Source organism: Arthrobacter glycogeni (genome assembly GCF_054510815.1).
Genome location: NZ_JBTNDV010000001.1, coordinates 351,965 through 374,814, shown reverse-complemented (window position 1 = coordinate 374,814; position 22,850 = coordinate 351,965). Strand labels below are relative to the sequence as shown.

General features: G+C 63.3%; 21 protein-coding genes. 8 read left to right on the top strand and 13 right to left on the bottom strand.

Annotated elements, in window-relative coordinates; all coding sequences use genetic code 11:
- Positions 1–78: 78 nt before the first annotated feature.
- Both ACX80G_RS01660 and ACX80G_RS01655 read left to right on the top strand, forming a co-directional pair.
- On the top strand, positions 79–756 hold the full coding sequence (locus ACX80G_RS01660; protein WP_459305233.1) for a hypothetical protein: 678 nt from the start codon (positions 79–81) through the stop codon (positions 754–756).
- A gap of 86 nt (positions 757–842) precedes the next feature.
- Positions 843–3,269, top strand: coding sequence for a Tex family protein (locus tag ACX80G_RS01655; protein ID WP_459305232.1), 2,427 nt, complete (start codon positions 843–845; stop codon positions 3,267–3,269).
- A gap of 133 nt (positions 3,270–3,402) precedes the next feature.
- On the opposite strand, the gene ACX80G_RS01650 is transcribed toward ACX80G_RS01655, so the two are convergent.
- Positions 3,403–4,122, bottom strand: coding sequence for a transglycosylase family protein (locus tag ACX80G_RS01650; RefSeq protein ID WP_459305231.1), 720 nt, complete (start codon positions 4,120–4,122; stop codon positions 3,403–3,405).
- Positions 4,123–4,392: 270 nt separating this feature from the next.
- On the opposite strand from ACX80G_RS01650, the gene ACX80G_RS01645 reads away from it, so the two are divergent.
- Complete coding sequence (locus tag ACX80G_RS01645) at positions 4,393–4,863, top strand: acyl-CoA thioesterase (protein ID WP_459305230.1); 471 nt, start codon at positions 4,393–4,395, stop codon at positions 4,861–4,863.
- Positions 4,864–4,950: 87 nt separating this feature from the next.
- Here ACX80G_RS01645 and fdhA read toward each other — a convergent pair whose 3' ends face one another.
- From fdhA to ACX80G_RS01620, 5 genes are all read right to left on the bottom strand, one after another.
- A complete protein-coding gene (gene fdhA / locus ACX80G_RS01640; RefSeq protein ID WP_459305229.1) occupies positions 4,951–6,168 on the bottom strand; it encodes a formaldehyde dehydrogenase, glutathione-independent in 1,218 nt (405 codons plus the stop codon).
- A gap of 265 nt (positions 6,169–6,433) precedes the next feature.
- A complete protein-coding gene (locus ACX80G_RS01635; RefSeq protein WP_459305228.1) occupies positions 6,434–6,634 on the bottom strand; it encodes a hypothetical protein in 201 nt (66 codons plus the stop codon).
- Positions 6,635–6,892: 258 nt separating this feature from the next.
- On the bottom strand, positions 6,893–6,976 hold the full coding sequence (locus ACX80G_RS01630) for a hypothetical protein (RefSeq protein WP_459305347.1): 84 nt from the start codon (positions 6,974–6,976) through the stop codon (positions 6,893–6,895).
- Positions 6,977–7,016: 40 nt separating this feature from the next.
- On the bottom strand, positions 7,017–7,937 hold the full coding sequence (locus ACX80G_RS01625) for an NAD(P)-dependent alcohol dehydrogenase (protein ID WP_459305227.1): 921 nt from the start codon (positions 7,935–7,937) through the stop codon (positions 7,017–7,019).
- Complete coding sequence (locus tag ACX80G_RS01620; RefSeq protein ID WP_459305226.1) at positions 7,934–8,656, bottom strand: DUF4386 domain-containing protein; 723 nt, start codon at positions 8,654–8,656, stop codon at positions 7,934–7,936. Before ACX80G_RS01620 ends, ACX80G_RS01625 begins: the two co-directional genes overlap by 4 nt.
- 338 nt (positions 8,657–8,994) lie before the next feature.
- Between ACX80G_RS01620 and ACX80G_RS01615 the strand changes: the two genes are divergently transcribed.
- Positions 8,995–9,720: a TetR/AcrR family transcriptional regulator gene (locus tag ACX80G_RS01615; RefSeq protein WP_459305225.1), complete on the top strand. Its 726-nt coding sequence runs from the start codon at positions 8,995–8,997 to the stop codon at positions 9,718–9,720.
- A gap of 246 nt (positions 9,721–9,966) precedes the next feature.
- Here the strand turns inward: ACX80G_RS01615 and ACX80G_RS01610 are convergent, their stop codons facing one another.
- Positions 9,967–10,437, bottom strand: coding sequence for a DUF4383 domain-containing protein (locus ACX80G_RS01610; RefSeq protein ID WP_459305224.1), 471 nt, complete (start codon positions 10,435–10,437; stop codon positions 9,967–9,969).
- Between the two features lie 398 nt (positions 10,438–10,835).
- On the opposite strand from ACX80G_RS01610, the gene ACX80G_RS01605 reads away from it, so the two are divergent.
- Complete coding sequence (locus tag ACX80G_RS01605) at positions 10,836–11,075, top strand: YegP family protein (RefSeq protein ID WP_459305223.1); 240 nt, start codon at positions 10,836–10,838, stop codon at positions 11,073–11,075.
- A gap of 7 nt (positions 11,076–11,082) precedes the next feature.
- On the opposite strand, the gene uvrA is transcribed toward ACX80G_RS01605, so the two are convergent.
- Both uvrA and ACX80G_RS01595 read right to left on the bottom strand, forming a co-directional pair.
- Complete coding sequence (gene uvrA / locus ACX80G_RS01600; RefSeq protein ID WP_459305222.1) at positions 11,083–13,629, bottom strand: excinuclease ABC subunit UvrA; 2,547 nt, start codon at positions 13,627–13,629, stop codon at positions 11,083–11,085.
- 10 nt (positions 13,630–13,639) lie between these two features.
- Positions 13,640–16,921, bottom strand: a complete 3,282-nt coding sequence (locus tag ACX80G_RS01595; protein ID WP_459305221.1) for a DEAD/DEAH box helicase — start codon at positions 16,919–16,921, stop codon at positions 13,640–13,642.
- A 217-nt stretch (positions 16,922–17,138) separates the two neighbouring features.
- On the opposite strand from ACX80G_RS01595, the gene ACX80G_RS01590 reads away from it, so the two are divergent.
- Positions 17,139–18,272 carry a hypothetical protein gene (locus ACX80G_RS01590; RefSeq protein WP_459305220.1) on the top strand — a complete coding sequence of 378 codons (1,134 nt, stop codon included), beginning with the start codon at positions 17,139–17,141 and terminating at the stop codon, positions 18,270–18,272.
- Positions 18,273–18,375: 103 nt separating this feature from the next.
- Here the strand turns inward: ACX80G_RS01590 and ACX80G_RS01585 are convergent, their stop codons facing one another.
- Together ACX80G_RS01585 and ACX80G_RS01580 are read right to left on the bottom strand one after the other, a co-directional pair.
- Positions 18,376–19,155 (bottom strand): isocitrate lyase/PEP mutase family protein, encoded by a 780-nt coding sequence (locus ACX80G_RS01585; RefSeq protein WP_459305219.1) that lies wholly within the window; start codon positions 19,153–19,155, stop codon positions 18,376–18,378.
- Positions 19,156–19,178: 23 nt separating this feature from the next.
- Complete coding sequence (locus tag ACX80G_RS01580) at positions 19,179–20,012, bottom strand: alpha/beta fold hydrolase (RefSeq protein WP_459305218.1); 834 nt, start codon at positions 20,010–20,012, stop codon at positions 19,179–19,181.
- Positions 20,013–20,100: 88 nt separating this feature from the next.
- Here ACX80G_RS01580 and ACX80G_RS01575 point away from each other — a divergent pair, with 88 nt between their 5' ends.
- Positions 20,101–20,673, top strand: coding sequence for a TetR/AcrR family transcriptional regulator (locus ACX80G_RS01575; protein ID WP_459305217.1), 573 nt, complete (start codon positions 20,101–20,103; stop codon positions 20,671–20,673).
- Positions 20,674–20,701: 28 nt separating this feature from the next.
- Here ACX80G_RS01575 and ACX80G_RS01570 read toward each other — a convergent pair whose 3' ends face one another.
- Positions 20,702–21,478 carry a VldE C-terminal domain-containing protein gene (locus tag ACX80G_RS01570; protein ID WP_459305216.1) on the bottom strand — a complete coding sequence of 259 codons (777 nt, stop codon included), beginning with the start codon at positions 21,476–21,478 and terminating at the stop codon, positions 20,702–20,704.
- A gap of 100 nt (positions 21,479–21,578) precedes the next feature.
- Positions 21,579–22,178, bottom strand: coding sequence for a cupredoxin domain-containing protein (locus tag ACX80G_RS01565; protein ID WP_459305215.1), 600 nt, complete (start codon positions 22,176–22,178; stop codon positions 21,579–21,581).
- A 346-nt stretch (positions 22,179–22,524) separates the two neighbouring features.
- Here ACX80G_RS01565 and ACX80G_RS01560 point away from each other — a divergent pair, with 346 nt between their 5' ends.
- Positions 22,525–22,728, top strand: a complete 204-nt coding sequence (locus ACX80G_RS01560; RefSeq protein ID WP_019483883.1) for a cold-shock protein — start codon at positions 22,525–22,527, stop codon at positions 22,726–22,728.
- Positions 22,729–22,850 lie beyond the last annotated feature (122 nt).

The following is a 22,850-nucleotide window of genomic DNA, read 5'->3' as shown; positions in this document are numbered from 1 at the left end:
CAGGTACGAATGACAGGTAAGCGCGGCCCGGGATTACGCCGCGGCCTAACCCAATGAGCCCCCAGAGCAAGAGGAACCATGCTGACCAGAACCGCTACGATCCTAGGCATTTCAGTGATCACCGCAGGACTGATCTCCGGCTGCGGTGGGGTGGAGAACAACCCCCTTAACGTGAACAGTGCGCCGCAGCCAAGCCAGGGTGCGAACGTTGCCGAGGCTCCCGCCGCTGGTGTGGTTCCTGCGTCCCTGGGGGATGATCCTTTGCAGTTGGGTGCTAATGGCGCCAAACTCTGTTCGGTTGAACCGGCGCTGGGATACCAGGAGTACACGGTGCTGATCCACAACGAGACGCTCGAGTCGTTCACTATCGACGACGTCAGCCTCGGCTCCCCATCGGGTGTCACCTTGGACTCCGCCGAGGTGACTCCCGCCAATCGTGGTGGTCACGGCACCCATGGCATGGCCGACGGAACCGTCATGGGCGGCGGAGATGAGCATTCCGGTGCCCATGGCGCTGACAAGATGGCCGCTGAGAGTGACATGCCCGAAAATGTCTTCTTCACCGAGCCGGTTCCGGCGGTCGGCTACGAAATTTCCACTCTCGAATACCTCAACGTGGTGGTCTCGGTCTCCCTCGAAGAGGATGCCGAAAGGGGCACTTCCGAGTTCGTCGAAATCGACTACTCCACTGCAGATGGGTCCTTCACGGGCCAGCACCCACTCTCGATCACCATCGACAGTGACTCCTGCGCGTAATCCGGACGCCAGAGGGTGGAGCCCTTCGGCGGGTAGACACCCGCGCGTGTGCTGCGGCTGGAAGCTTCCACCCGCGGTAGGCGACAATGATTTACGTGTTATCTCTAACCTCAGACGCCGTTATATTCGATCTTCTCGCCAATGAACTGGGAGTCCACGCCTGGCAGGTGAAAGCCACTGTGGACCTGCTCGACGCAGGATCGACTGTCCCCTTCGTGGCCCGGTACCGCAAGGAGGCCACGGGGTCCCTCGACGACGCTCAACTACGCTCCCTCGATGAGCGGTTAGGCTACTTGCGCGAGTTGCAGGATCGTCGTCGGGCAGTCCTTGAGTCGATCGAGGCGCAGGGGAAGCTCACCGATCTGCTGCGTGCCGCCATCGCTGCCGCTGATACCAAGTCCCGGCTGGAAGACATCTATCTCCCCTTCAAGACCAAACGGCGCACCAAGGCGCAGATCGCCCGGGAGTCCGGTCTGGAGTCGCTCGCCGACGCGCTAATAGCAAATCCTTCGTTGGATCCGACCACGGAGGCGGGCCGCTACGTCACCGGTGTGGTGCCGGATGCTGAGGGTGCGCTCGCGGGGGCACGATCCATCCTGGTGGAGCGCGCGGGCCAGAACGCCGACCTGCTGACCTCGGCACGGGAAAGGCTCTGGAAGCAGGGCCTCGTGAGGTCCAAGGTTCGCGCCGGCAAGGAGACCGAGGGGCAAAAGTTCGCCGACTACTTCCAGTTCGCGCAGGCGCCATCTGCCATGCCATCCCACCGTGTCCTCGCCCTGTTCCGCGGCGAGAAAGAGGGGATGCTTGAGTTGTCCATCGCCGAGGCGGATCCGACGGACGCTGCGGAATTCGCCCGGGCGCGGACCAAGTATGAAAGTTCGGTGGCAGCGGTGCTCGGAATCACTTCTACCGGCCGGCCAGCCGACGCTTGGCTCACTCAGACGGTGCAGCAGGGTTGGCGCCGGATTCTCGCCAAACTCTCGCTCGACCTGCGGGTTCGCCTATTCGCTGCCGCGGAGACCGAGGCAGTACGGGTCTTCGCCGCCAACCTCCGGGACGTGCTGCTCGCCGCGCCCGCGGGAGGCCGAACCACTCTCGGGCTTGACCCCGGGCTCCGCACCGGCGTCAAGGTGGCGGTGGTGGACGGCACAGGCAAGGCTGTTGCCACGCAGACCGTTTACCCGCATGCTCCAGTGAAGAAGTGGGACGCCGCGCTGGCTGCCCTCGCGAAACTTGTCGCCGACTACGACGTCGAACTTATTGCCATCGGTAACGGCACCGCATCGCGGGAGACGGACAAGCTCTCCACCGAATTGATCAAGGCGCTGCCGGAACGGAAGCTTCAGAAACTGGTGGTCTCCGAGGCCGGCGCATCGGTGTATTCGGCATCAGCCCTGGCATCCGCCGAACTGCCCGACCTCGATGTGTCCCTGCGGGGTGCGGTGTCGATCGCGCGTCGTCTGCAGGATCCGCTGGCCGAATTGGTCAAGATCGACCCCAAGTCAATCGGGGTGGGTCAGTACCAGCACGACGTGACAGCCGCCAACCTTGAGCGCTCCCTGAACGCGGTGATCGAGGACTGCGTCAACGCCGTCGGAGTGGATGTGAACACTGCTTCGCCTTCCCTCCTGAGCCGGGTGGCCGGCGTCGGCCCGCTGCTGAGCGAGAATATTGTGGCCCACCGCAACACCCACGGGCGTTTTGCCCGCCGGGCCGACCTCCTGAAGGTGTCACGCCTTGGGGCCAAAGCCTTCGAGCAGTGCGCCGGGTTCCTGCGGGTATCGGGCGGCACCGAGCCTCTTGACGCCTCAAGCGTCCATCCGGAGGCCTACGGGGTGGCCCGACGGATCCTCAGCGCGGACGGCACGTCGCTCCGCGAGCTGGACCTGACGGCCTTCGTCAACGATACCTTCGGGCTGCCAACCATCAAAGACATCGTCGCCGAGCTGGAGAAGCCAGGGCGCGATCCCCGGCCCGAGTTTGTGACCGCTTCCTTCTCGGAGGGAGTGGAGAAGATTTCCGATCTGGTGCCGGGGATGACGCTCGACGGCGTGGTAACCAATGTCGCAGCCTTTGGTGCGTTCGTCGACGTCGGCGTCCATCAGGACGGGTTGGTCCATATTTCGGCCATGTCGAACCGCTTCGTCAGTGACCCACACGAGGTGGTGAAGTCGGGCCAGGTGGTCAAGGTTAAGGTGCTTGAAGTGGACCCTGAACGCAAACGGATTTCATTAACCCTGCGGCTCGACGACGAACTCCCGAGCTCTCCGGCCGGGCGTGCTGACACTGCGCGCCCGGACCGAGCCCGCGGGGGGAAGCCCGCAACCGGGAAGCTTACTGCTGGGAAACCTACTGCCGGGGAGCCCGCAACCGGGAAACCCCTGAGCGGGAAACACATGGGAGAGGGGCCTGCAAAGGGCCAGCCCGCTGCAGGCAAACACGCCGGACGGACGCCAGCGCCCCCAGCGAATTCGGCAATGACCGAGGCACTCCGCAAGGCAGGGCTGGCGTAGACAGGGCAGGTGCTCGCGCGACACGCAAGTGGCATTGAACCAACAAACGACGGCAGCCGCCCGGGATCAACCGGACGACTGCCGTCGTTTGTTGGTTCAGTTAACTGGTGGTTCAGCTAACTACAGCGGGAGCCTATGAGGCCGGGAGCTGCAGAACGTCACCGGTGAAGATGAGGTCAGCGTGAATGACCGTGTCAGCGTTAGCTTCGTACAGTGCCTGCCAGCCGCCAGCAACGCCCAGCTTCTTGGCGATGGTAGCGAGGGTGTCGCCGGACTGGATGGTGTAGGTGTCGCCGCTGAGTGCGGGTGCAGCGACTGGGGCTTCGACAGCTGGAGCGGGGGCTGCTGGTGCTGCTGGAGCCTGAGCAACGGGGGCAGCTGGAGCCTGAGCTACGGGTGCCTGGGCGACGGGTGCCTGCTGGACCTGAGGCTGAATCTGCTCAGCCTGAGCCTGCACGGGTGCCTGTGCGACGGGTGCCTGCTGCATTGGCTCTGCTGATGGGTTGGCCCCACCGCTCAGGCCGAGCTTGGACGAGCATGCTGGCCATGCGCCCCAGCCCTGCCCCTGCAGAACGTTCTCTGCTACGGCAATCTGCTGTTCGCGGCTGGCGTCCTGAGGAGCGCCTTGTCCGCCGAAAGCGGCCCAGGTTGAAGGGGTGAACTGCAGTCCTCCGGAGAAGCCGTTTCCGGTGTTGATGCCCCAGTTTCCGCCGCTTTCACACTGTGCGAGGGAGTCCCAGGTGCTGCCGGGGGCTGCATTAGCCACACCAGCGGATGCTCCGAGGCCAAGGCCTGCGAGAGCGACGACGGCAACACCGCGGCGGGCGGTAGTACTGAATTTTTGGTTCTTCATGGGTCAGATGCTCCGAAAGGCCACCAACGCTAGTTCCGTCCCCGGACATTTTCGCGCCGCTGCTCGCCTCGACTGTTTAGTGGTCATGTCTGTGGTGGCTACCGGACGAGCAACGTCGGGTGGATTGGCAGCACCGGGCATATTCCACCACGATCTCAGAAGAGGTAGTGGTGGAGTGTTTCCCTGAACGGGTTATTGTCTACGGTAGAACAGATTCTAATCGTTGCCAAATCGAGACATGTTGATGCTTGACGAAAGTGTGGAAAAGGGATGGATTTGGCTGGCCAGACGCTAACCTGCTGGGTGCCGATGCGGTGGTCTGATATGGACGCCTATGGGCACATCAACAATGTACAGGTCTTACGGCTACTTGAGGAAGCCCGAATCCACGCCTTCGGGCCGCCCGGCGGGACGGGAGCCGATGGCGAGCAGCCTCCAGTAGCGGTGTTCTCCTCGATAGCTCCGGGCGTCCAGGCCCTGGTGGTCGAGCATCGGGTCCGGTTCGTCGATACCCTCGACTACCGAAATATTCCGGTGCGCATCGACGTGTGGGTGAGCGCTCTGTTACCGGCAAGTTTTACCCTCGCCTACCGGATCCGTGATCCCCTCACCGAGGCAGCGTGTGTGAAGGCCGAAACGATTCTCGCTTTCGTCAACACAAACTCGGGGGGCCTGCTCCGTCTGACTGAGGAACAGAAGGATGCTCTTTCACCATTCCTGGGCGAACAGCTTTTCACCTGAATCGATCCCTCGCCCGTTACCCCCGTTACCCCCAAGGCTGGGACCGCGGGCACCGACGCCGGTGCCCGCGGTCCCAGTGACGCGATGCTACGCGGCGACGTACCCGTGGGGGTCGAGCACGTACTTGGTGGCAGCGCCGGCGTCGAACTCCTGATAGCCGCGCGGGGCGTCTGTCAGGCTGATTGCCTTAGCGTTGACGGCCTTGGCAATCTGCACCTTGTCATGCAGAATCGCCATCATCAGACCGCGGTTATATTTCATTACCGGACACTGTCCCGTGGTGAAGGACAGGGACTTAGCCCAGCCCGTTCCGAGGCTAAGGGACAGCGAACCAACCTTTGCGGCGTCGTCCACCGCTCCCGGATCACCCGTGACGTACAGTCCCGGAATGCCCAGGGCGCCGCCGGCGGCGGTGATGCTCATCAGCGAGTTCAGCACGGTGGCCGGTGCTTCGTGGGACGCATCGGCACCGTGACCGCGTGCCTCAAATCCCACAGCATCGACTCCACAGTCCACTTCCGGCACGCCGAGTAGTTGGGCAATCTGGTCCTTCGGATCACCCTTCGACACGTCGACCGTCTCGCAGCCGAAGCTGCGGGCCTGAGCCAGCCGCTCCTCGTTGAGGTCGGCAACGATGACGACTGCAGCACCGAGTAGTTGCGCTGACACTGCCGCGGCAAGACCAACCGGCCCTGCGCCCGCCACATACACGGTCGAGCCCACGCCCACGCCAGCGGTCACCGCACCGTGGAATCCGGTGGGGAAGATATCCGAGAGCATGGTCAGATCCAGGATCTTCTCCAGTGCCTGATCCCGGTCCGGGAACTTGAGCAGATTCCAGTCAGCGTAGGGAACCAGCACGTACTCGGCCTGGCCTCCCACCCAGCCACCCATGTCGACATACCCGTAGGCGCTGCCTGGGCGGTCGGGGTTGACGTTCAAGCAGATGCCCGTCTTGCGTTCCTTACAGTTTCGGCACCGCCCGCAGGCGATGTTGAAGGGCACCGAACAAATGTCGCCTTTCTTGATGAACTCCACGTCGCGGCCTACCTCGACCACTTCGCCGGTGATTTCGTGGCCGAGAACCAGATCGGAGGGGGCAGTGGTACGCCCGCGAACCATGTGCTGGTCGGAGCCGCAAATATTTGTTGTCACAGTCTTGAGGATGACCCCGTGGTGAACCTGACGACCAATATTGGCCGGGTTGACTCCAGGTCCATCTTTGAGCTCGAAGGTGGGATAGTCGATGTCGATGACCTCCACTTTCCCGGGTCCTTTGTAGGCAACGGCTTTGTTTCCAGGCATGAGCTTCCCTTCCAATTCCGAACAGCCCTGTCGTCGGTGACGGGGCCCATGGCGAACGTACCGTGAGGCGGGTTGCACGAAGGTTGCATTCAGGTTGCATGGCTGGTTAACGTTGCGTTCGCTGTTGCGTGGGCGTGTGGCAACCCTTCGAAGGTAGCCAGGGGTTTCGCTTCCTATAATGGGGGGACCACAGCAGTAGCCTTCTAATATTCGTGCACCGTCCCGACAGGCTTTTACACCAAGTCTCTGCCGAGATTGCTCAGCACTAACCGAGGCGCACAGCGCGAGCACCACGGCTGACCCGGTCGGTTGCCAACTGCAAAGTAGTGGTTAGTACGTTCCAGGTCACGCCTGAGAAGCCGCCGATGAACAGTGCGATGTCAATGAGATCGATGTTCGAGGTCAAACCGGCTGCGACAAACCAAATGGCCCAGCCGACCAACGACAGGATCAACAGCACCCGCATACTTAGAGCCCTTTTCCCGATACGGGTCTATCCGAATGGGCTGGCCAACTACCCGCGGCTGTATGTGTCTACATCGTATGGGGTTCCAAAATGGCGCGCTACGTGGCCGTTCGATGTAGCACCTTCAAGCCTCGTGACATTGCATTCGATGGCGTCGAGACGCAGCGGTTCTGTGAATCAGCTGCCCGCGCGGATCCCGTTTTGGCGAACTGGCCACCTGGCGAGGCCGGCTGCTCGAGACCCGGCCGGCGATAAAGACTAACGGGGTCTGTAAATGCTGGACCGGTGTTCGATGCGGTGAACGTACAAGATGTGTTTTTCGACATCGAGGGTGAACAGCACCCGGTAGTCACCCCGTCGCGCGGTGCGAAATCCCAGGACTTCATGGGGGTGCTTCGACGGCGTCGGCCAGGTCGTAGGTGCGGTCAATGACGGGCCGGTACCGACCGGTCTCCGCAAGGTGGACGACGAAGGCCAGGCTATCCGCTGTGAACGCTGCGCTCGCGGTGATCAGCTTTCCGCTCCTGCGGCTCCGGACGGACGCGAGCATCATGCCTTTGAGGCTGGAGGTGACTAGCAGCAGCGCCCCGCCAGGCTTCAGCGAACCCTCGGCCCTCTCAAAGCATGCGGTGCCTGCGCAGTCGACGACGACGTCGTACTTGATTCCCTCGGCGGTGAAGTCATGGCGTGTGTAGTCGATAACGCGGTCAGCCCCGAGTGATCGAACGAGCGTCGCGTTGGCGCCGCTGCACACGGCTGTGATCCTCGCGCCCGAGTGCTTCGCCAGTTGCACGGCAGCCGTTCCGACAGACCCGGAGGTGCCGTTTACGAGCACCGAGTCGCCTGGACTGATCGGTACCTGGTTCAGGAAGCCGCGGGCCGTGGTGCCGCCGAAAACGAGTGTGGCGGCCTCTTCGAAGCCGAGGTTGCGCGGCTTGGCCGTAATGGTGCCGTCCTCCGGTACGCACACGTACTCGGCGTGACCGCCGAACCAGGACCCGAGCATCGCGGTCACCTCCTCACCGGGTGTGAAGTGTCTGACGCCAGCGCCTACCGCCTCGATGACGCCAGCGACATCCATTCCCAGGATGGGCTGACGCGGCCTAAAGAAGCCGAGTGCGAGGCGTGCGAGGATCCCGCGGCCGGCGGGCACGTCGCGGGTGCGCGCTCGGTAATCGGCCGTGCTGACGGTGCTCGCGTGAACTTTCACGAGGGCCTCGTTCCGGGTGGGATAGGGTGCTGGTTCCTCGGTGACCCCGACAACCTCCGGCGGCCCGAAGCGCCGGAGTGCCGCAGCTCTCACCGGGCGGCCGTGGCTGGGACGGGACCGGAGGCAGTGTTGGTGAGGATGCGCACCGGGCGGAAGCCCTTGACGATGAGCCACAGAGCCAGACTCAGCTCCCAGGCGAACACGGGCAGTGCGACGATCAGGCCCAGGGTGGAAAACTGTTCATAGGCGCCCAACATCACCGCGACTGCGGAGAGGGAGATCAGGAACCCGCCGGCCAGCCCGAGGGCGGCGATCGGGCGCGGTACCAGCCGTGATGAGTACATCAGAACGGCCAGCAACAGCGAGGCGGCGCCGAGTGCGAAGTTCGGTCCGAACAGGTAGGTCCACTCGCGCAGGGCCACCAGCGAGGAGCCGATGGTGGAGAGTACCTCCGGGCCAGCGCCTGCGTCTTCGGCGAACTGCCGACGTAGCGTGACGATCGACAACAGGCTGAGGGTTCCGACGAGAATGACTACCGCCTCCAGCAGTCGGGCTGCGACGAAGGCCAGAGCGAGCCCCTCGTTCTGGCGCTTCACGATCGGATAGAGCGTCACTGCGGTGCCGACGGCGGCGATCACCAGGAGAAGTTCGAAGAGGCCGCCCAGGAGAATCCTGTTGTCCACCCCGGCGCCGGTGATGTAGCCGGTGTCATTCAGGATCGGACTGTAGAGGGCGGCTCCTACCATGGCGCCCACTTCAGTGAGCAGGAAGAACACCCCGGCGGTGACGGCGGTTGGTCTGGACAGGTCCATGAGGATTCCCTTGAATAAGGGTGTACGGCGTACACTAGGTGGGAACCACGCTAAGGCGTACGCTGTACTCCTGTCAAGAAGATCGTCGAGGTCATTTCCGGAGCATCAGGGAGGAATGCGGCGGATCCAGGGACGCTGCTCTCCACAGAAGTGGAGCCCAATACGGTTCACGAATTGGCGCATCAACTCACCCGTAGGAGGACGGTGTTTTTCGGCGGGTGACTGTCACTCCTTGATGGTGGTGACGTGCGGCGTATATCGTAGGCAATAGGGAGCAAGGTGAACGCTGTACTCCCCGCTAATGAACTCTTTGGTGGATGGCGGGAAGGCTGTAGGGAGTGACCGAAGAACCCGGATTGGACCAGCGTGTCCGCCTTAACAGGGATCGTGTCCTGCAGGCCGCCGTCTCTCTTGCCGACGAATTCGGTGTTGACTCGCTGAGCATGCGCCGGCTCGCGCGGGAGCTCCGCGTAGTGCCGATGGCACTCTACAAGCATGTTTCAAACAAGGAGGAGCTTCTCGACGGCATGGTCGAGACCATCGTCGCCGAGATCGATCCTCCTGCAACAGGTGTTGACTGGAAAAGCGCAGTCCGGCTGCGGATACTCTCGGCCAGGCACGCACTGCAGCAGCACCGGTGGGCGCGCCGGGTGATTGAATCCCGCACTACGAAGACCCCTGCCGTCCTCGCCTATATGGATACTTTCATTGGCATGTTCCTCGCGGGTGGCTTCTCCGCCGATCTCACTCATCACGTCATGCATGCTTTGGGCGGACGCATGTGGGGTTTCACTCAGGAATTGTTCGATGACCATGACACGTCCGTCGATCAGGCTGCGATGCCACCGGCAATCCAGGATGTGACGCTCCAGAGGATGTCCGAGTTTTATCCAAACATTGCTGTCCTCGCCGCGGCAAGCGCCCACGATAGTCTTACGGTTGTGGGACAGGGCTGCGACGACCAGTTCGAGTTTGAGTTTGTCCTCAAATTGCTCCTGGACGGGTTCGAGCGGCTGCACCAGGAGGGCTGGACCTCCCGGTCGGGATTGCGCGTCAAGTCGTAACCACCGGGATCTGACGACGTGTTGATCAACCAGCCAGACCGCCAGCCCCCTCCTTCCGCCAATCAAGCCAAGCCCCCTTGCCCCCAGAAGTGAGAACGACCCCTTGAATCCGGACCTCGCCGCGATCCGCAGCCTTGCCCAGCCGACCGCGACGTAGCCGTCCAATGTCGCCGATTAATGAAAATTGCCTTGCACCGAATGGATCGGTGCAAGGCAAACTGTTTATGATCTGGACCGACGGCCCCTCTAGGTGTTGGTTGATTGGCCACCTCCACGGTGACGGGCGATATGCGCGATGGCTAGAGCGCCGGCGATCAACGCGATGATCAGGTGCATCCAGTTGCCTGCCGCATTGAAGGACAGGAAGTTGGCCGTCGACTCAAGATCGATGACCACCCCGTAAATCCACATGACCAGGAAAAGGGCGCCGCTGCCCAACAGGAAATTACGGGCCCCCGTACTATCCCTGCTCATGATGACCCCGGCCGCTCCGACAATCAGATAGACGAGGTTGAGCAGGATGGACACCTGGAAGACGCCGAAAAGCAGCGCCTCGGAGCCGCTGGCGAAGGCCAGCGATCCGTACTGTGTCGTCAGTCCTGGCACGAAGGCCAGGACGCCCAAAAGCAGAAGGACTACGCCTATTCCCATTGAGCCGGTACGAACCAGCTCGTGGGTCACATGAAAGTCACGAGCATGTGGTGATGCGGTAGTCATTTCCCCTCCCTTGAATCGAGAAAAGAACCTGTGAAAATTGGAATCTATTCGCCGAGCTTTTACAGGGCCGTTGGCGCCGGGATGGCTACCGTGCCAGCAGTCCCATTTTACCGCCGGTAGCGGAAATGGGCGAAGAAAACGACTGCCAGATTTCGCTGCGCGAAACGATGGGAGGAGGGCGTCATGGCCAGGAGGCAGTGACCGACGGGCCCACTCTCGTTCCAAGGTGAGCCGGTCGGCACGGCGGACGGAGTCGGGCCAAACTCATTCCCGCATAATGGCAGAATTTCGCTCCGGCGGACGGGAAAAGATTTGTTTACCCGGATCATATCCAGCGGACCTGCGGATCCATAGTATGAAGGTACCCGTTCAGACATTCCTTACAAGGAGGTAAGAAAGTGTCAGGCTACTTCAAAATAGTGGATGCGCACGATGGTGGTTACCGGATCAAACTGATGGCAGGTGACGGAGCACTGGTCGCCGTCTCCGCATACTATCCAACCAAACCCGAGGCGGTCGCTGGCATTGAGCAGATGCGAGAGATCGCCGGTACCGGACCGGTCACCGATCAGAGCCGCGGAAATCACATCAGCGCAAGCGCCGCGGGGAAGAAGGCTTTCAGCGATCAGCGCGGGTAACTGAGATTCAGGCGGTGTCGCTCAGCCGGCGGGCCAGGTAGGGCGCCGTCCGGCTGACGGTGTTGGAGGCGACCGACGACGGCGTCCCGGCGGCGACAATCGTGCCGCCTTCATCGCCGCCCGAGGGGCCCAGGTCTATGACCCAGTCCGCCGCGGCGATGACTGACATGTCATGCTCGACGACGACGACGGTGTTGCCGGCGTCGACCAGGTTGTTGAGTTGAATAAGCAACAGTTGCACGTCTGCCGGGTGGAGACCGGTGGTGGGTTCGTCGAGCAGATACAGGGTGTGCCCGCGGCGGGCGCGCTGCAGTTCGGTGGCGAGCTTGATGCGTTGTGCCTCGCCGCCGGAGAGTTCGGTGGCGGGTTGGCCGAGCCGCAGGTAGCCCAGCCCCACCTGGCGGAGGGTGGTCAGGCTGCGCGCTGCCGCCGGAACACCGGCAAGGAACTCTGCGGCGGCATCGACGGTGAGTCCGAGCACCTCGGCGATGGTCTTGCCCTGGTAGGTGATCTCAAGGGTCTCCGGGTTGTAGCGTGACCCGGCGCAGGTGGGGCAGGGACCGTAACTGCCCGGCAGGAAGAGAAGTTCAACGGAGACGAACCCCTCGCCGAGGCAGGTCTCGCAGCGGCCGCCGGTCACGTTGAAGGAGAACCGGCCAGCCCCGTACCCGCGGGATTTGGCTTCGTCGGTGGCGGCGTAGACCTTACGGACGGCGTCAAACAGACCCGTATAGGTGGCCAGGTTGGATCGGGGGGTCCTGCCGATCGGGCGTTGATCCACCCGGACCAGCCGGTCAATCAGGTCGAGGCCCTCGATATGCCCCACGGTCATATGGTCGCCCGGTGCACAGTCGCGGTCGCTGCCGTCACTGTTGTTGTCACTGTCGGATTCCTCCACCGGGACGTCGGCGTGCAGGTAGTCGTTGACGACGTCGGCCAGCACCTGGGAGACGAGGGTGGACTTGCCCGACCCGGACACACCGGTGACAGCGGTCAGCACGTTGAGGGGGACCGCGGCGTCGAGGGCGCGGAGGTTGTGACGGGTGATGCCGTTCAACGTCAGCCAGCGCTCCGGTTGACGTTGAACCGCTTCGGCGGCGGGCGGTGCCTGTTCCGGGAAGAGGAACGGGCGGGTGACCGACTCGTCGACGCCGGCGAGGCCGGCCACGGCACCGCTGTAAAGGACCGATCCGCCAGCCTCACCAGCCCGCGGGCCAACGTCGACCACCCAGTCGGCGTTGCGGACCACATCCATGTCGTGTTCGACGACGAACACCGAGTTGCCGGACGTCTTGAGCTGTTGCAGGACCTCCAGGAGAGGTTCCGCGTCCGCCGGGTGCAGACCAGCCGACGGCTCGTCGAGCACGTAGATCACCCCGAACAGGCCGGAGCGGAGCTGGGTGGCGATCCGGAGCCGCTGCATTTCGCCGGGGGACAGGGTGGGGGTGGGCCGGCGGAGGCTTAGGTAGCCGAGTCCCAGATCCAGGAGGACGCCGACCCGTTGGTGCAGGTCCTTGGTCAGGGTGACCGCCACCTCGGTGGTCTCACCGGAGCTCAGCGCGCGGGAGCTGGATCCAGCGTGTTGCAGGGTGGCCGTGGGCTCGACGATCGCCGCGAGTTCGGCCAGGGGGACGGCGGTGAGCTCGGCGATCGAATAGCCGGCGAAGGTCACGGCCAGCGCGGCCTGCTGCAAGCCGCTGCCGTCGCAGAGTGGGCAGGGCCCGCTGTGCATGAATTGGAGGACTCGTTCCCGCATGGACTGGCTGGAGGAGTCGGCGAGGGTGTGCAGGACGTAGCTCTTCGCGCTCCAGAAGCGGCCCTTGTAGGGTTTCGCCACGCGGTCCCGTTGGGGGGTGACCTCAACTACCGGCTGTTCCTCGGTGAACAGGATCCAATCGCGGGATCCCTGGGGTAGCTGGTTCCACGGGGTGTCGATGTCGTGACCGAGTTCGCCCAGGATGTCGCGGAGGTTCTTGCCCTGCCACGCTCCCGGCCAGGCGGCGATGGCCCCGTCCCGGATGGTCAGCGACGTGTCCGGAACCAGCGATTCCTCGCTGACCGTGTGGGCGATGCCCAGCCCATGGCACTGGGGGCAGGCGCCGGCGGCGGTGTTGGGAGAGAAGGCATCGGAGTCCAGAGACTCGGCGCCGTCGGGGTAGGTGCCGGCCCGGGAGAAGAGCATCCGTACCGAGTTGGACAGGGTGGTGACGGTGCCGACCGTAGAACGGGAACTAGGAGTGCCCCGGCGCTGCTGCAGGGCGACCGCGGGTGGCAGGCCGGTGATCTCGTCGACGCGCGGGTTGGACCCCTGCTGGATCAACCGCCGGGCGTAGGGTGCCACCGATTCAAAGTAGCGGCGCTGCGCTTCGGCGTAGATGGTGCCGAAGGCGAGCGAGGATTTTCCCGACCCGGAAACCCCTGTGAAGGCCACGATGGCGTCCCGCGGGACGTCGACGCTGACGTTGCGGAGGTTGTTCTCGCGGGCACCCCGCACTTTGACGAATCCGGTGTTGGGGGCGGTGGCGGGCAGGTCGGCTGATAGTTGTTGACTCACCCCTTCGACTCTAGCCCTCCAGCAGGCCCCGGATGTCGTCGGCGGTCAGCGCGGAGCTGAAGACGGCGTCGTCGTCCAGCACTGAACTGAACAGCTTGGCCTTCTGTTCCTTGAGCTTCATGACCTTTTCCTCGATGGTGCCGGCGGCCACCATCCGGTACACCATGACGTTGCGGGTCTGGCCGATCCGGTGGGTGCGGTCGACGGCCTGTGCCTCGGTGGCGGGGTTCCACCAGGGGTCCAGGAGGAACACGTAGTCCGCCTCGGTGAGGTTCAGGCCGAACCCACCGGCCTTGAGGCTGATCAGGAAGACCGGGGCGTCGCCGTCCTTGAAGCCGTTGATCACGTCACCGCGGCGCAGGGTGGAGCCGTCGAGGTAGCTGTAGGCGATGCCTTGGGCGTCAAGCCGCTCGGCTGCCTTCCTCAGAAAGGAGGTGAACTGGCTGAAGACCAGGGCCCGGTGGCCCTCGGCGACCACATCCTCAAGCTGCTCGAACAGGACGTCGAGCTTGGCGGAGGGGACGCCGTCGTACGCCTTATCCACCAGCGACGCGTCGAGGCTCAGCATCCGCAGCAGCGTGAGTGACCTGAACACGATCATCCGGTTGCGGTCCAGGTCCTCGATCAGGCCGAGCAGCTTCTGGCGTTCCCGTTGCAGATGGGTCTGGTAGATCTTCCGGTGCCGGGAATGCAGCTCCACCTCCAGCACCTGCTCCTGCTTCGGTGGCAGGTCGGAGGCGACGGCCTCCTTGGTGCGCCGCATCAGCAGCGGCCGGATCCTGCGGCGCAGCCGGGCGAGACGCTCGGTGTTGCCTGTCTTCTCGATCGGGTTGCGGTAATCCTCGGTGAACCGGCGGGCGGAGGGGAACAGGCCCGGCGCGGTGATGGAGAACAGCGACCACAGCTCCATCAGGTTGTTCTCCATGGGGGTGCCGGTGATGGCGAGCTTGAACGGCGCCGAAAGCTCTTTGGCGCACAGATGGACCTTCGCGGTCCGGTTTTTCACAAACTGTGCCTCGTCGAGGATTAGCCCGGCCCATTCCCGCGCCTGGTAACCCTCGAAATCGAGGCGGAACAAGGTGTAAGAGGTGATGACGACGTCAGCTCCTCCGATTAGGGTCGCCAGATCCGTGCCGCTTTTCGCCTGGGTGTCGGTGATGCCGGTGACGGAGAGGCCGGGGGCGAAGCGCTGGGCTTCGGACACCCAGTTCGGGACCACCGAGGTGGGGGCGACGACGAGGAAGGGCCTGGTTTCGCCGGTTTCACGTACATGGGTGAGGAGGGCCAGGGTCTGCAGGGTTTTGCCGAGGCCCATGTCGTCGCCGAGGACACCACCGAGTCCGTGCTGATAGAGGAACGCGAGCCAGTTAAAACCGTCCTGCTGGTACGGACGGAGGGTGGCAAACAGGGTGGGGGGCAGGGGAGTGGGGGAGATTTCCTGTAGATCGTTCAGGCCCGCCACCGCTGACCGCCACCCCTGGGCCTCCTCGGTTTCCTCGGCCAGGTCCTCGAACTCGGCCCACAGCCCGGCCTGGTAGCGGCTGATCTTCAGTCCCGGCTCCCATTCGTTGAGGGAGCGGGCTTCCTCGATCAGTTCGCGCAGCTGTTCGAAGATGGGCTGGTCCATGGACAGGTAGCTGTTGTCCACCAGCTTGATTTTCTTTTTCCCCTGGGCGAGGGCACGGAAAATGTGGTCGAACGGGACCTTGCGGCCCTGGACGGTGACGAGCACGCCGAGGTCAAACCAGTCGCGGTTGTCGGTTTCGACGGTCGTGATGGTGAGCTGGGCGGGCTCGGTGAGCTCCTCATAGGTGGGCTTCTCGCCGATCACGTCAACCCTGATGCCGTCGAATCCCGTCAGCTTCGGCAGGGTGTCCTCGGTGAACTCGACGGCTGCCATGTCCTCCAGGGTGAGTGCCTTGAGCGGGGTGGACCCGAGCTGGGTGCGTGCGGCGTGGAGCAGCTCTTCCTCGGCAGCGGCGTCGCGGTAGTCCTGGGCGCCGGGTTCGGCGAGCAGTGATTTACGGGTTGGTTCGTCGCCGAGCCGGTACTCCCAGTCCCAGTCGAGTTCCAGCCGGTCATCCGCGGTGTAGTGGGCGGTGAGGATGAGCAGTGGGGGCGCGATGTCGGGGAAGTTGACCGACTCGTCGCTGCTGATGACCTCGATCGCCTGGCGAAGCCGTGGGTAGAAGCTGTCGAGGAAGAGGGGAGTTTCCTCGGTGGGGATGATTACCGGGGCAGTTTGCAGCAGGAGCCCGATGTCGTGATCGGTGAGCCGTTTCGCCGACGGTGCCAGTGTAATGACGGTGCTTCGGGTGGGAGTTCCGGGGTCGACGGTGTAGATGCCGTGGGTGCTGATTGGCCGGGCAGTGTCGGGCGGGTGCTGGTGACCGTCGATTTCCAGGACCGGGCATAGGCTCAGCTGGAGGTCGGTGGTGGCGGTGGCATCGAGTTTGAGGGTGGCCGTCCCGCCCAGCACCACTGCGACGCCCTTGGTGGAGCCGACAAATTCGATGCCGAGGCGCCGTGCTTCGCGCAGCAACTGCCACAGGAGCGGGTTGCTGAAGTCTTCGAGGTACAGCCAGGAATCGTTGTTGCCGAAGTAGCTGACCCCGGTTCCACGGTGGAGTGAGGGGAACTGGGAGAACCAGCGGTGCTGGTCGGGGTCGAGGAGGATGCCGTACGTCTGATAGCTGATGCTGCCCCAGGTCAGGTTGTTCTTGACCCAGTTGCCTTTGCTGTTGCGGACCACCGGGCGGACACCCAGCCGAGGCTTGGTGGCTTTTCGCGATGAGCCGTTTGACGACCATCCCGGGCGGGAGTTGGGGGCGGACCGGAGCTCAAACTGGAGCGCGAGAGGGGTGAACGCAGTGGCGGCCCGGGCGGCGTCGTCGGGCGCGGGCTCGATCAGCCCGGTGAGGGAGCTCTGCCAGCCCTGCGGCTCTGCTCGCCGAAGGGGGGTAGTGAGCTCCGCACGGGAAAGGAGATGCTCGGTGTTGCTTTGCAGCGCCGTGGCGGCCACATGCTTGCAGTCGAGGCTGATGGGGCAGCTGCAGAAGCTGTCCCTGAGGCGGTAGCGACCGTCGCCCTTTGCTGACAGGAAAAGGCGCGTGCGGTACGCGGCGGGTGAATTTCCCTGGACCCGGGCGTCAAGAGTATTGCCCGACGGATCCCAAGCAAGCTGGGACACTGCACCCTGCTTCGCGTAGGTCTGTCCACGCTGGAAGGAGGCGCCGCCCACCATGCGGATGATGTCGGTGACATCGATCATGGGAGAGCTGGTTGGGGGCATGCATTAATGCTCTCACGCGCTACTGGCGGAATTGTGTGAGGTCCGCGGGCCGTCCAGAAACTGTAGACCAAAAGCGGTGACGTGAAACCCGTCCGGGAGTAAAATTGCCCAAGAGGGCAGGGAGCGCGCCATGAAACTAGGCACAGGTGCACGTTGCAGATTGGTGTGTTGCGTAGCCATGGTGGGGCTCGTCGCCCCGACCTTAACAACAGTGGCGGTGGCAGCACCACCCGGAGGCACGCAGCAGGAAAACCTGCGGTACTACCAGGCTGCGGTCAACCTCCTTCCCGCGACGGACGGAGCCTACGCCGGTGCGGTCTCCTTCCGGCAGGAGGTCGGTGCTGCTGCGACGGTTGATGTTTTCCTGTCCCGGGCGGCCACCATCACCTGCCCAGATCTGAGCGAAGACATCGCCACCACCACGGTCCAAACCGAAACCCGGGACGCGAGCGAGCCGGGTCCGGTAACCTTCGATATCGGGCATAGCCTCGACCAGGCCGTCGGGCACGCGGTCGTCAACCTGGTTGTCACCGCCAACCCCGGGTGCAGCGACCCGGGATCAACCACGACGCTGCCCGCACAGGAGGTGCAGATTACGGTGATGGGTACTTCGGTCAGGTTCTTTACGGGTATCGGAGGCACCACGTCTGCTGGTGCCGATCGTACGACTGGTCGGTCCTACAGTTTCGCCCGCGATGGCACCGGCTCCGTTAGCGTGGGCCCGCTCATCGTTGAGGCGGAGAGCCCCGCGGCCTTCCTGAAATACGCTGTGGAGCGGCAGCGAACCCACGGCGACGCCCCGGTTGCCCCCGACCCGGTCGCACCGCCGGGCGGCACAGGAGCGCGGGGCGACTACAGCGCCGAGTTTGACCCCACCGGTCCGGGTGTCCTCCTTGAGGACGACATTGTGCAGGCCAGCACCACCAGCCCGCCGGGGCGTGCGACGACGGTCAGTGCGTCGAGCTTCACCGCCGAACTGATCGACTGTGGTGACGGTACGACAGGTGTCCGCGAGCAGTTCGTCGTCGGGTCGGGACCAGGGGTGCTGACCATCGGCCGCAAGCTGGGAACAGCCACCGCCTCCGGATCCATCCAGTTCGAGCGGTTCATCACTGACGAATGCCAGGGTGGCGTGACGGTATCCGACACGGTTATCCTTCCCGTGGCGCTGGACCTCGTGGCGACGGCGCCGATCGTGCGGGTCAGCGACACTCGATGGCAGGTCCGGCCTGGCGGAGGCACCGAGCGCATGCACGGATGGTACCTCGGGCGGCAGGCCACCGGCACAGTAGCGATCGGCGTGGTGACCGCGACGACTCATCTTGCTGCCATCGGTTCCTCCGGCCCCTGACCTGCCCGAAAGGTGCGGGCTGGTTTTGAGCCTGCCGCGACAGACGGAACGGCTGGCGGTGTCGATCGACACTGGTCACATGTCCAGCCGTCCCGTCCTGTGCCTAGTTCAGGGCCGGGGTATCGGCCGGGATGACCCCTGACCCGTATAGGTCGGTGGCGAGATCCCGAAGTGCGTGCAAGGCAACCCGCTGGGTGAAGGGTCCATAGGAGATGCGGGCTACCCCGAGGTCCTGCAGCTCGGCTGCTGCAAGGGCGCCGGGGGCTCCGATGACTGAAAGCTTTCCCCGTCCTAGGCCGTCAACGAGAGGCTCGATAACGTCGCGGGTAAGAGCCCCGGGGACGAATACCAGGGCGGCGCCGGCGTCGAGAAAGGCCCGGCCCCGGCTGATGGCGTCGTCAATGCTGTCCTTCAGCGGGCGGTCACCGCCACGCACAATCGCGTCCGTGCGCGCGTTGAGCTGAAACGCGATACCCTCGTCGTTTGCCGCAGCGACGATGGCGTGCACGCGGGCAACTGACTCATCAAAAGGTCGGAGCCGGTCTTCAACGTTGGCGCCAACGACGCCGAGCCCGATCGCCCGGCGAATGGTCTCAGCCGGATTCTCGTATCCGTCGTCGAGATCGGCAGTGACCGGGAGGTCAACGGCGTCAACGATCGTCTTCACCCCGGCCAGTGCTGTATCCAGCGGCATGGTGCCGTCAGCGTAACCGTAGGCCGCAGCGATCGAGTGCCCCGCAGTAGCAATCGCTTTTGTCTCCGGCAGCGCGGCGACAGTTGCGGCGCTGATGGCGTCCCAGACGTTGACTACCCGAAGTATCTCCGGTGCCGTGTGTAACGCTTTCAGCTGCTGGGCGCGGTCCAGTGTGTTTTTGTCAGTCATTGCTCTTCTCCGTTTTCTGTCGGTTACTTAGCGAGAAAGCTGAGGAGGATGTTGTTGACCTCAGTGGCATGCGTCCACAGCATGCCATGCGGGGCTCCCTCGATCTCAACGTAGTCGGCATCAGGGAGCGCTTTGTGGAACTCACGTCCTGTCGAGTCGATCGGCAGAATATTGTCTGCTGTGCCGTGCACGATCAGGGCAGGCACCGAAATCTTGGCTACATCTGCACGGAAGTCGGTGAGCCAGGTGGGTTGCGCCCACACAGAGGCGTAGGACGAAGCCGCATTGGCAAGGTTCTTGTTTGCCGCCAATGCTTCCTCGCTGAGTCGGTTGCCGAGGGTGTCTTTGGTATTGAAGAAGTTGTCGAAAAAGTCGGTGAAGAACGCATACCGGTCCGATTTGGCCGCGTCAAGCAGCCCGTCAAAGACCTCCTGAGGAACCCCAGCAGGATTGTCATCGGTCTGCAGCAGGAAGGGCTGAAGCGAACCGAGGAATGCTGCCTTCGCGACCCGGTCCGAACCGTAGGTACCCAGGTAGCGTCCCACCTCGCCGGTTCCCATGGAGAACCCGACCAGGACTGCATCCCGAAGATCGAGCGATTCCATCACAGCCTGCAGATCAGCGGTGTACGTGTCGTAGTCATGGCCGGTAGTCGGCTTGGAAGACTTGCCAAAACCGCGCCGGTCGTAGGTAATGACCCGGTAGCCGGCATCCAGGAGGGCTGCGCTCTGTTTCTCCCAGGACGACCCGTCAAGCGGGTACCCGTGGATCAGGACGACTGGCTGGCCGTCCCCGTGGTCCTCGAAATACAGCTGAATAGGTGCTGAGTTTTCGTTTCCGGCAGTAATGAACGGCATTCTGTGTCCTTCCAGAGGATGGAGAACGTACGTTCTCCTGAATGTTATCTTACGGGAACGATGGTTCTCCCGCAAGTACACTGGGGTAATGGATGAGGAAAAGGTGCGCAACAGGGTTATTGAGGCTGCTGACGAGCTGTACTACGGGCGCGGCATCCAGGCTGTAGGAATGGATGATGTGCGGGAAGCTTCCGGGGTATCCCTGAAGCGGCTATACCGGTTGTTTTCGTCGAAAGAGGCGATAGTGCTTGCGGTACTGCAGTATCGGCACCGGCTGTGGACCGACGGAGTCACAGCCTCCGTTGACCGAGCCGCCTCCCCGCGGGGCCGCCTCCTGGCTGTCTACGATTACCTCGCCGACTGGTTTGCCAGCGACTCATTTCGGGGCTGTGGATTCATCAACGCCTTTGGGGAGCTCGGCGCCGTTTCGCCTGCGGTCGCCGAGGTGGCCCGACTCCATAAGCACTCCTTTCAGGAATATCTCTCCGGCCTCGTCGCGGACATCGGTGGGACAGCGGAACTTGCGGCCCAGTTGGCAATCCTGGCCGAAGGCGCGCAAACCACCGCCGCAATCAGCGGCACCACCGAACCCGCAAGGCAGGCCCGCCGGGCGGCTGAGATACTGATCGACTCGTCGATTCCACTCCAGGCTCAACCCTGACCGCACGGCAGCTATGCGCGCCGGTAGGTCAGCCGGGACCTCCACCGAGAACGTCCACGTGCACATGATCGAGATGGCGCAGGATTTCGTTGCCGGGAGCAGGCGCCTCGTAGTCGTGCCACCGCCCGCGGGCGAGATGTGCGCTCCAGAACTTGTCATCGAAGATGACGTATTGGATGTCCAGGTCGTCCGCATGCGCAACGAGCCAGTGGGCAAGGATCCACCCCTCACGTCGATTCTCCTCGGTCACCGGGCGGTAGAAGACGTCGATGGCCCGGCCGTCATAGTGGGTAGACGCCTCGCCGTGGCCCTCGCCAACCCCTCCCGGGGCGAACCCGCCGAGACTCTGCTCCCCGAACACCTCGGCCATCGCTTGCCGCACCTGTTCCGCGCGGGGCGTCAGGCCGGTGTCAGTGGGTGGCTCGATCTCAAGGTCAGTGGCGGCCGAGCCCCGGCAGTGAAAGCTAGGCCCTGCGTCGTCGGGCGATCCAGCTGTCAGCCGCCTTATGACTGCCGCGTCGATGGTTGAGGTATCCGGTGCTTCCAACCCCTGGATCAGGAGCGCGGCGGTGGTGGTGGCCCGCTTCGCCTCGTCGCCGGTGAGGCCGACGTCGCCGTTGGCGGTTTTGACTGTGCACTCGGAGCCGCTCAGGAGGGAACTCCCAAGGAGATTCATGCCGGTGACCAGACCGGGCCCGACGGACGCCAGCGCCCACGAGAGTATGCCGAGTAACAGCAAGATCAAGAGGATCCGAAGCGGTCGGCGGCGGTGCTGCCGAGGCGACTCGTCAGCGGTCGGCGACATGCGCCAGTGCTTTCATGCGTTTCCAGACAGTATGTGACGGCGGAGCGCAGCCCCAGACCGGTATGGAGGTTGCATACGCTCCATACCGGTCGAGCGGTCGCTAGCTGCTGCTTGTCGCCCGGCGCACCACGTAGGTGCTGCCTGCCGCCAAGGCGAGGACCAGCCCGCCGCCGAGAACAATCCCGCCAAGCGCACCCTCGGAAGGGGACTCCTGAGCGCCGGTATCGGCGCCGCCCTTGGGCATTTCGCCCATTTGGGACGTTGGAGTCGGGGTGGGGTCCGGGGTCGGAGCCGGGGTTTCGGCTGGGGCGGGGGCCGCCGCCGCCTCGACGACCAGGGTTCCCATCATGTTGCCGTGGAAGTCGCAGATGAACGGGTACTCGCCAGGCTCGCTGGGGGCACTGAAGGTAAGGCTGGTCCCGCCAGCGATTGATCCGGATTCCAGGGCGGTCGACGATACCGTGTGGGCTTCTGAATCGTTGTTGGTCACCGTCACTGTGGCGCCCGGGCTAACCGGCCCGGAAACATCGAAAGAGAAATCCGTGATGGTGATGACTACGTCCTCGGCCTGAGTCATCGCAGGCAGGGAAAGAGGGGCACTCGCAGGTGCTGCGACGGCCATGCCGGCTGTACCCAGGCTGACCGCTCCGGCGAGGGTGGCGGCGAAGGCCACGCTCAGGGCTTTGGAGGTGGTGTTCATGGTGTTGCCTTTCATCGGGCTTGGTAGCTACTGACTTTTGCGAACTGATGTTGTTGAAGCCGTCCACTACGAGTCGAGGACTGCTCGCTACATGTTCTTCGTCACAGACCGACGAGCGGATCGCTCCAGGTTCTCTCTATTTTTTGGGCGGCGCCCGCACCGCGGTTTTGCCTCCAGCAAAATCCATGTAGACTCTTACGCAGTTGTAGTGTTGCGCATTTTGTATTTCAAGCGGCGAAACCCAGACGGGCCAGCCGCTTTTTCTGTAGAAGCGGGAAACGAACGCCGCGACTGAAACTGCCCGACAGTCGGGATTGGTTTCATATTTCCAGAAGGATGATTAAAAATGGCAACAGGTACCGTGAAATGGTTCAACGCTGACAAGGGCTTCGGCTTCATCGAACCAGAAGATGGCAGCGCCGATGTGTTCGCTCACTTCTCCGCTATCAACTCGAGCGGCTTCAAGTCCCTCGACGAGAACCAGAAGGTTAGCTTCGAGACCGAGCAGGGCCCCAAGGGTCCTCAGGCCGTGAACATCCAGGTCGTCTAGTTCGACTTAGTGGTCACTGACCACTGAAATAGGGCGGGAAGCAATTCCCGCCCTATTTTGCGTTAATCGTCACATCTTTGATCCAAGGGGGTGGGCCGGAAATAGGTCGGAGTCACGCCGCC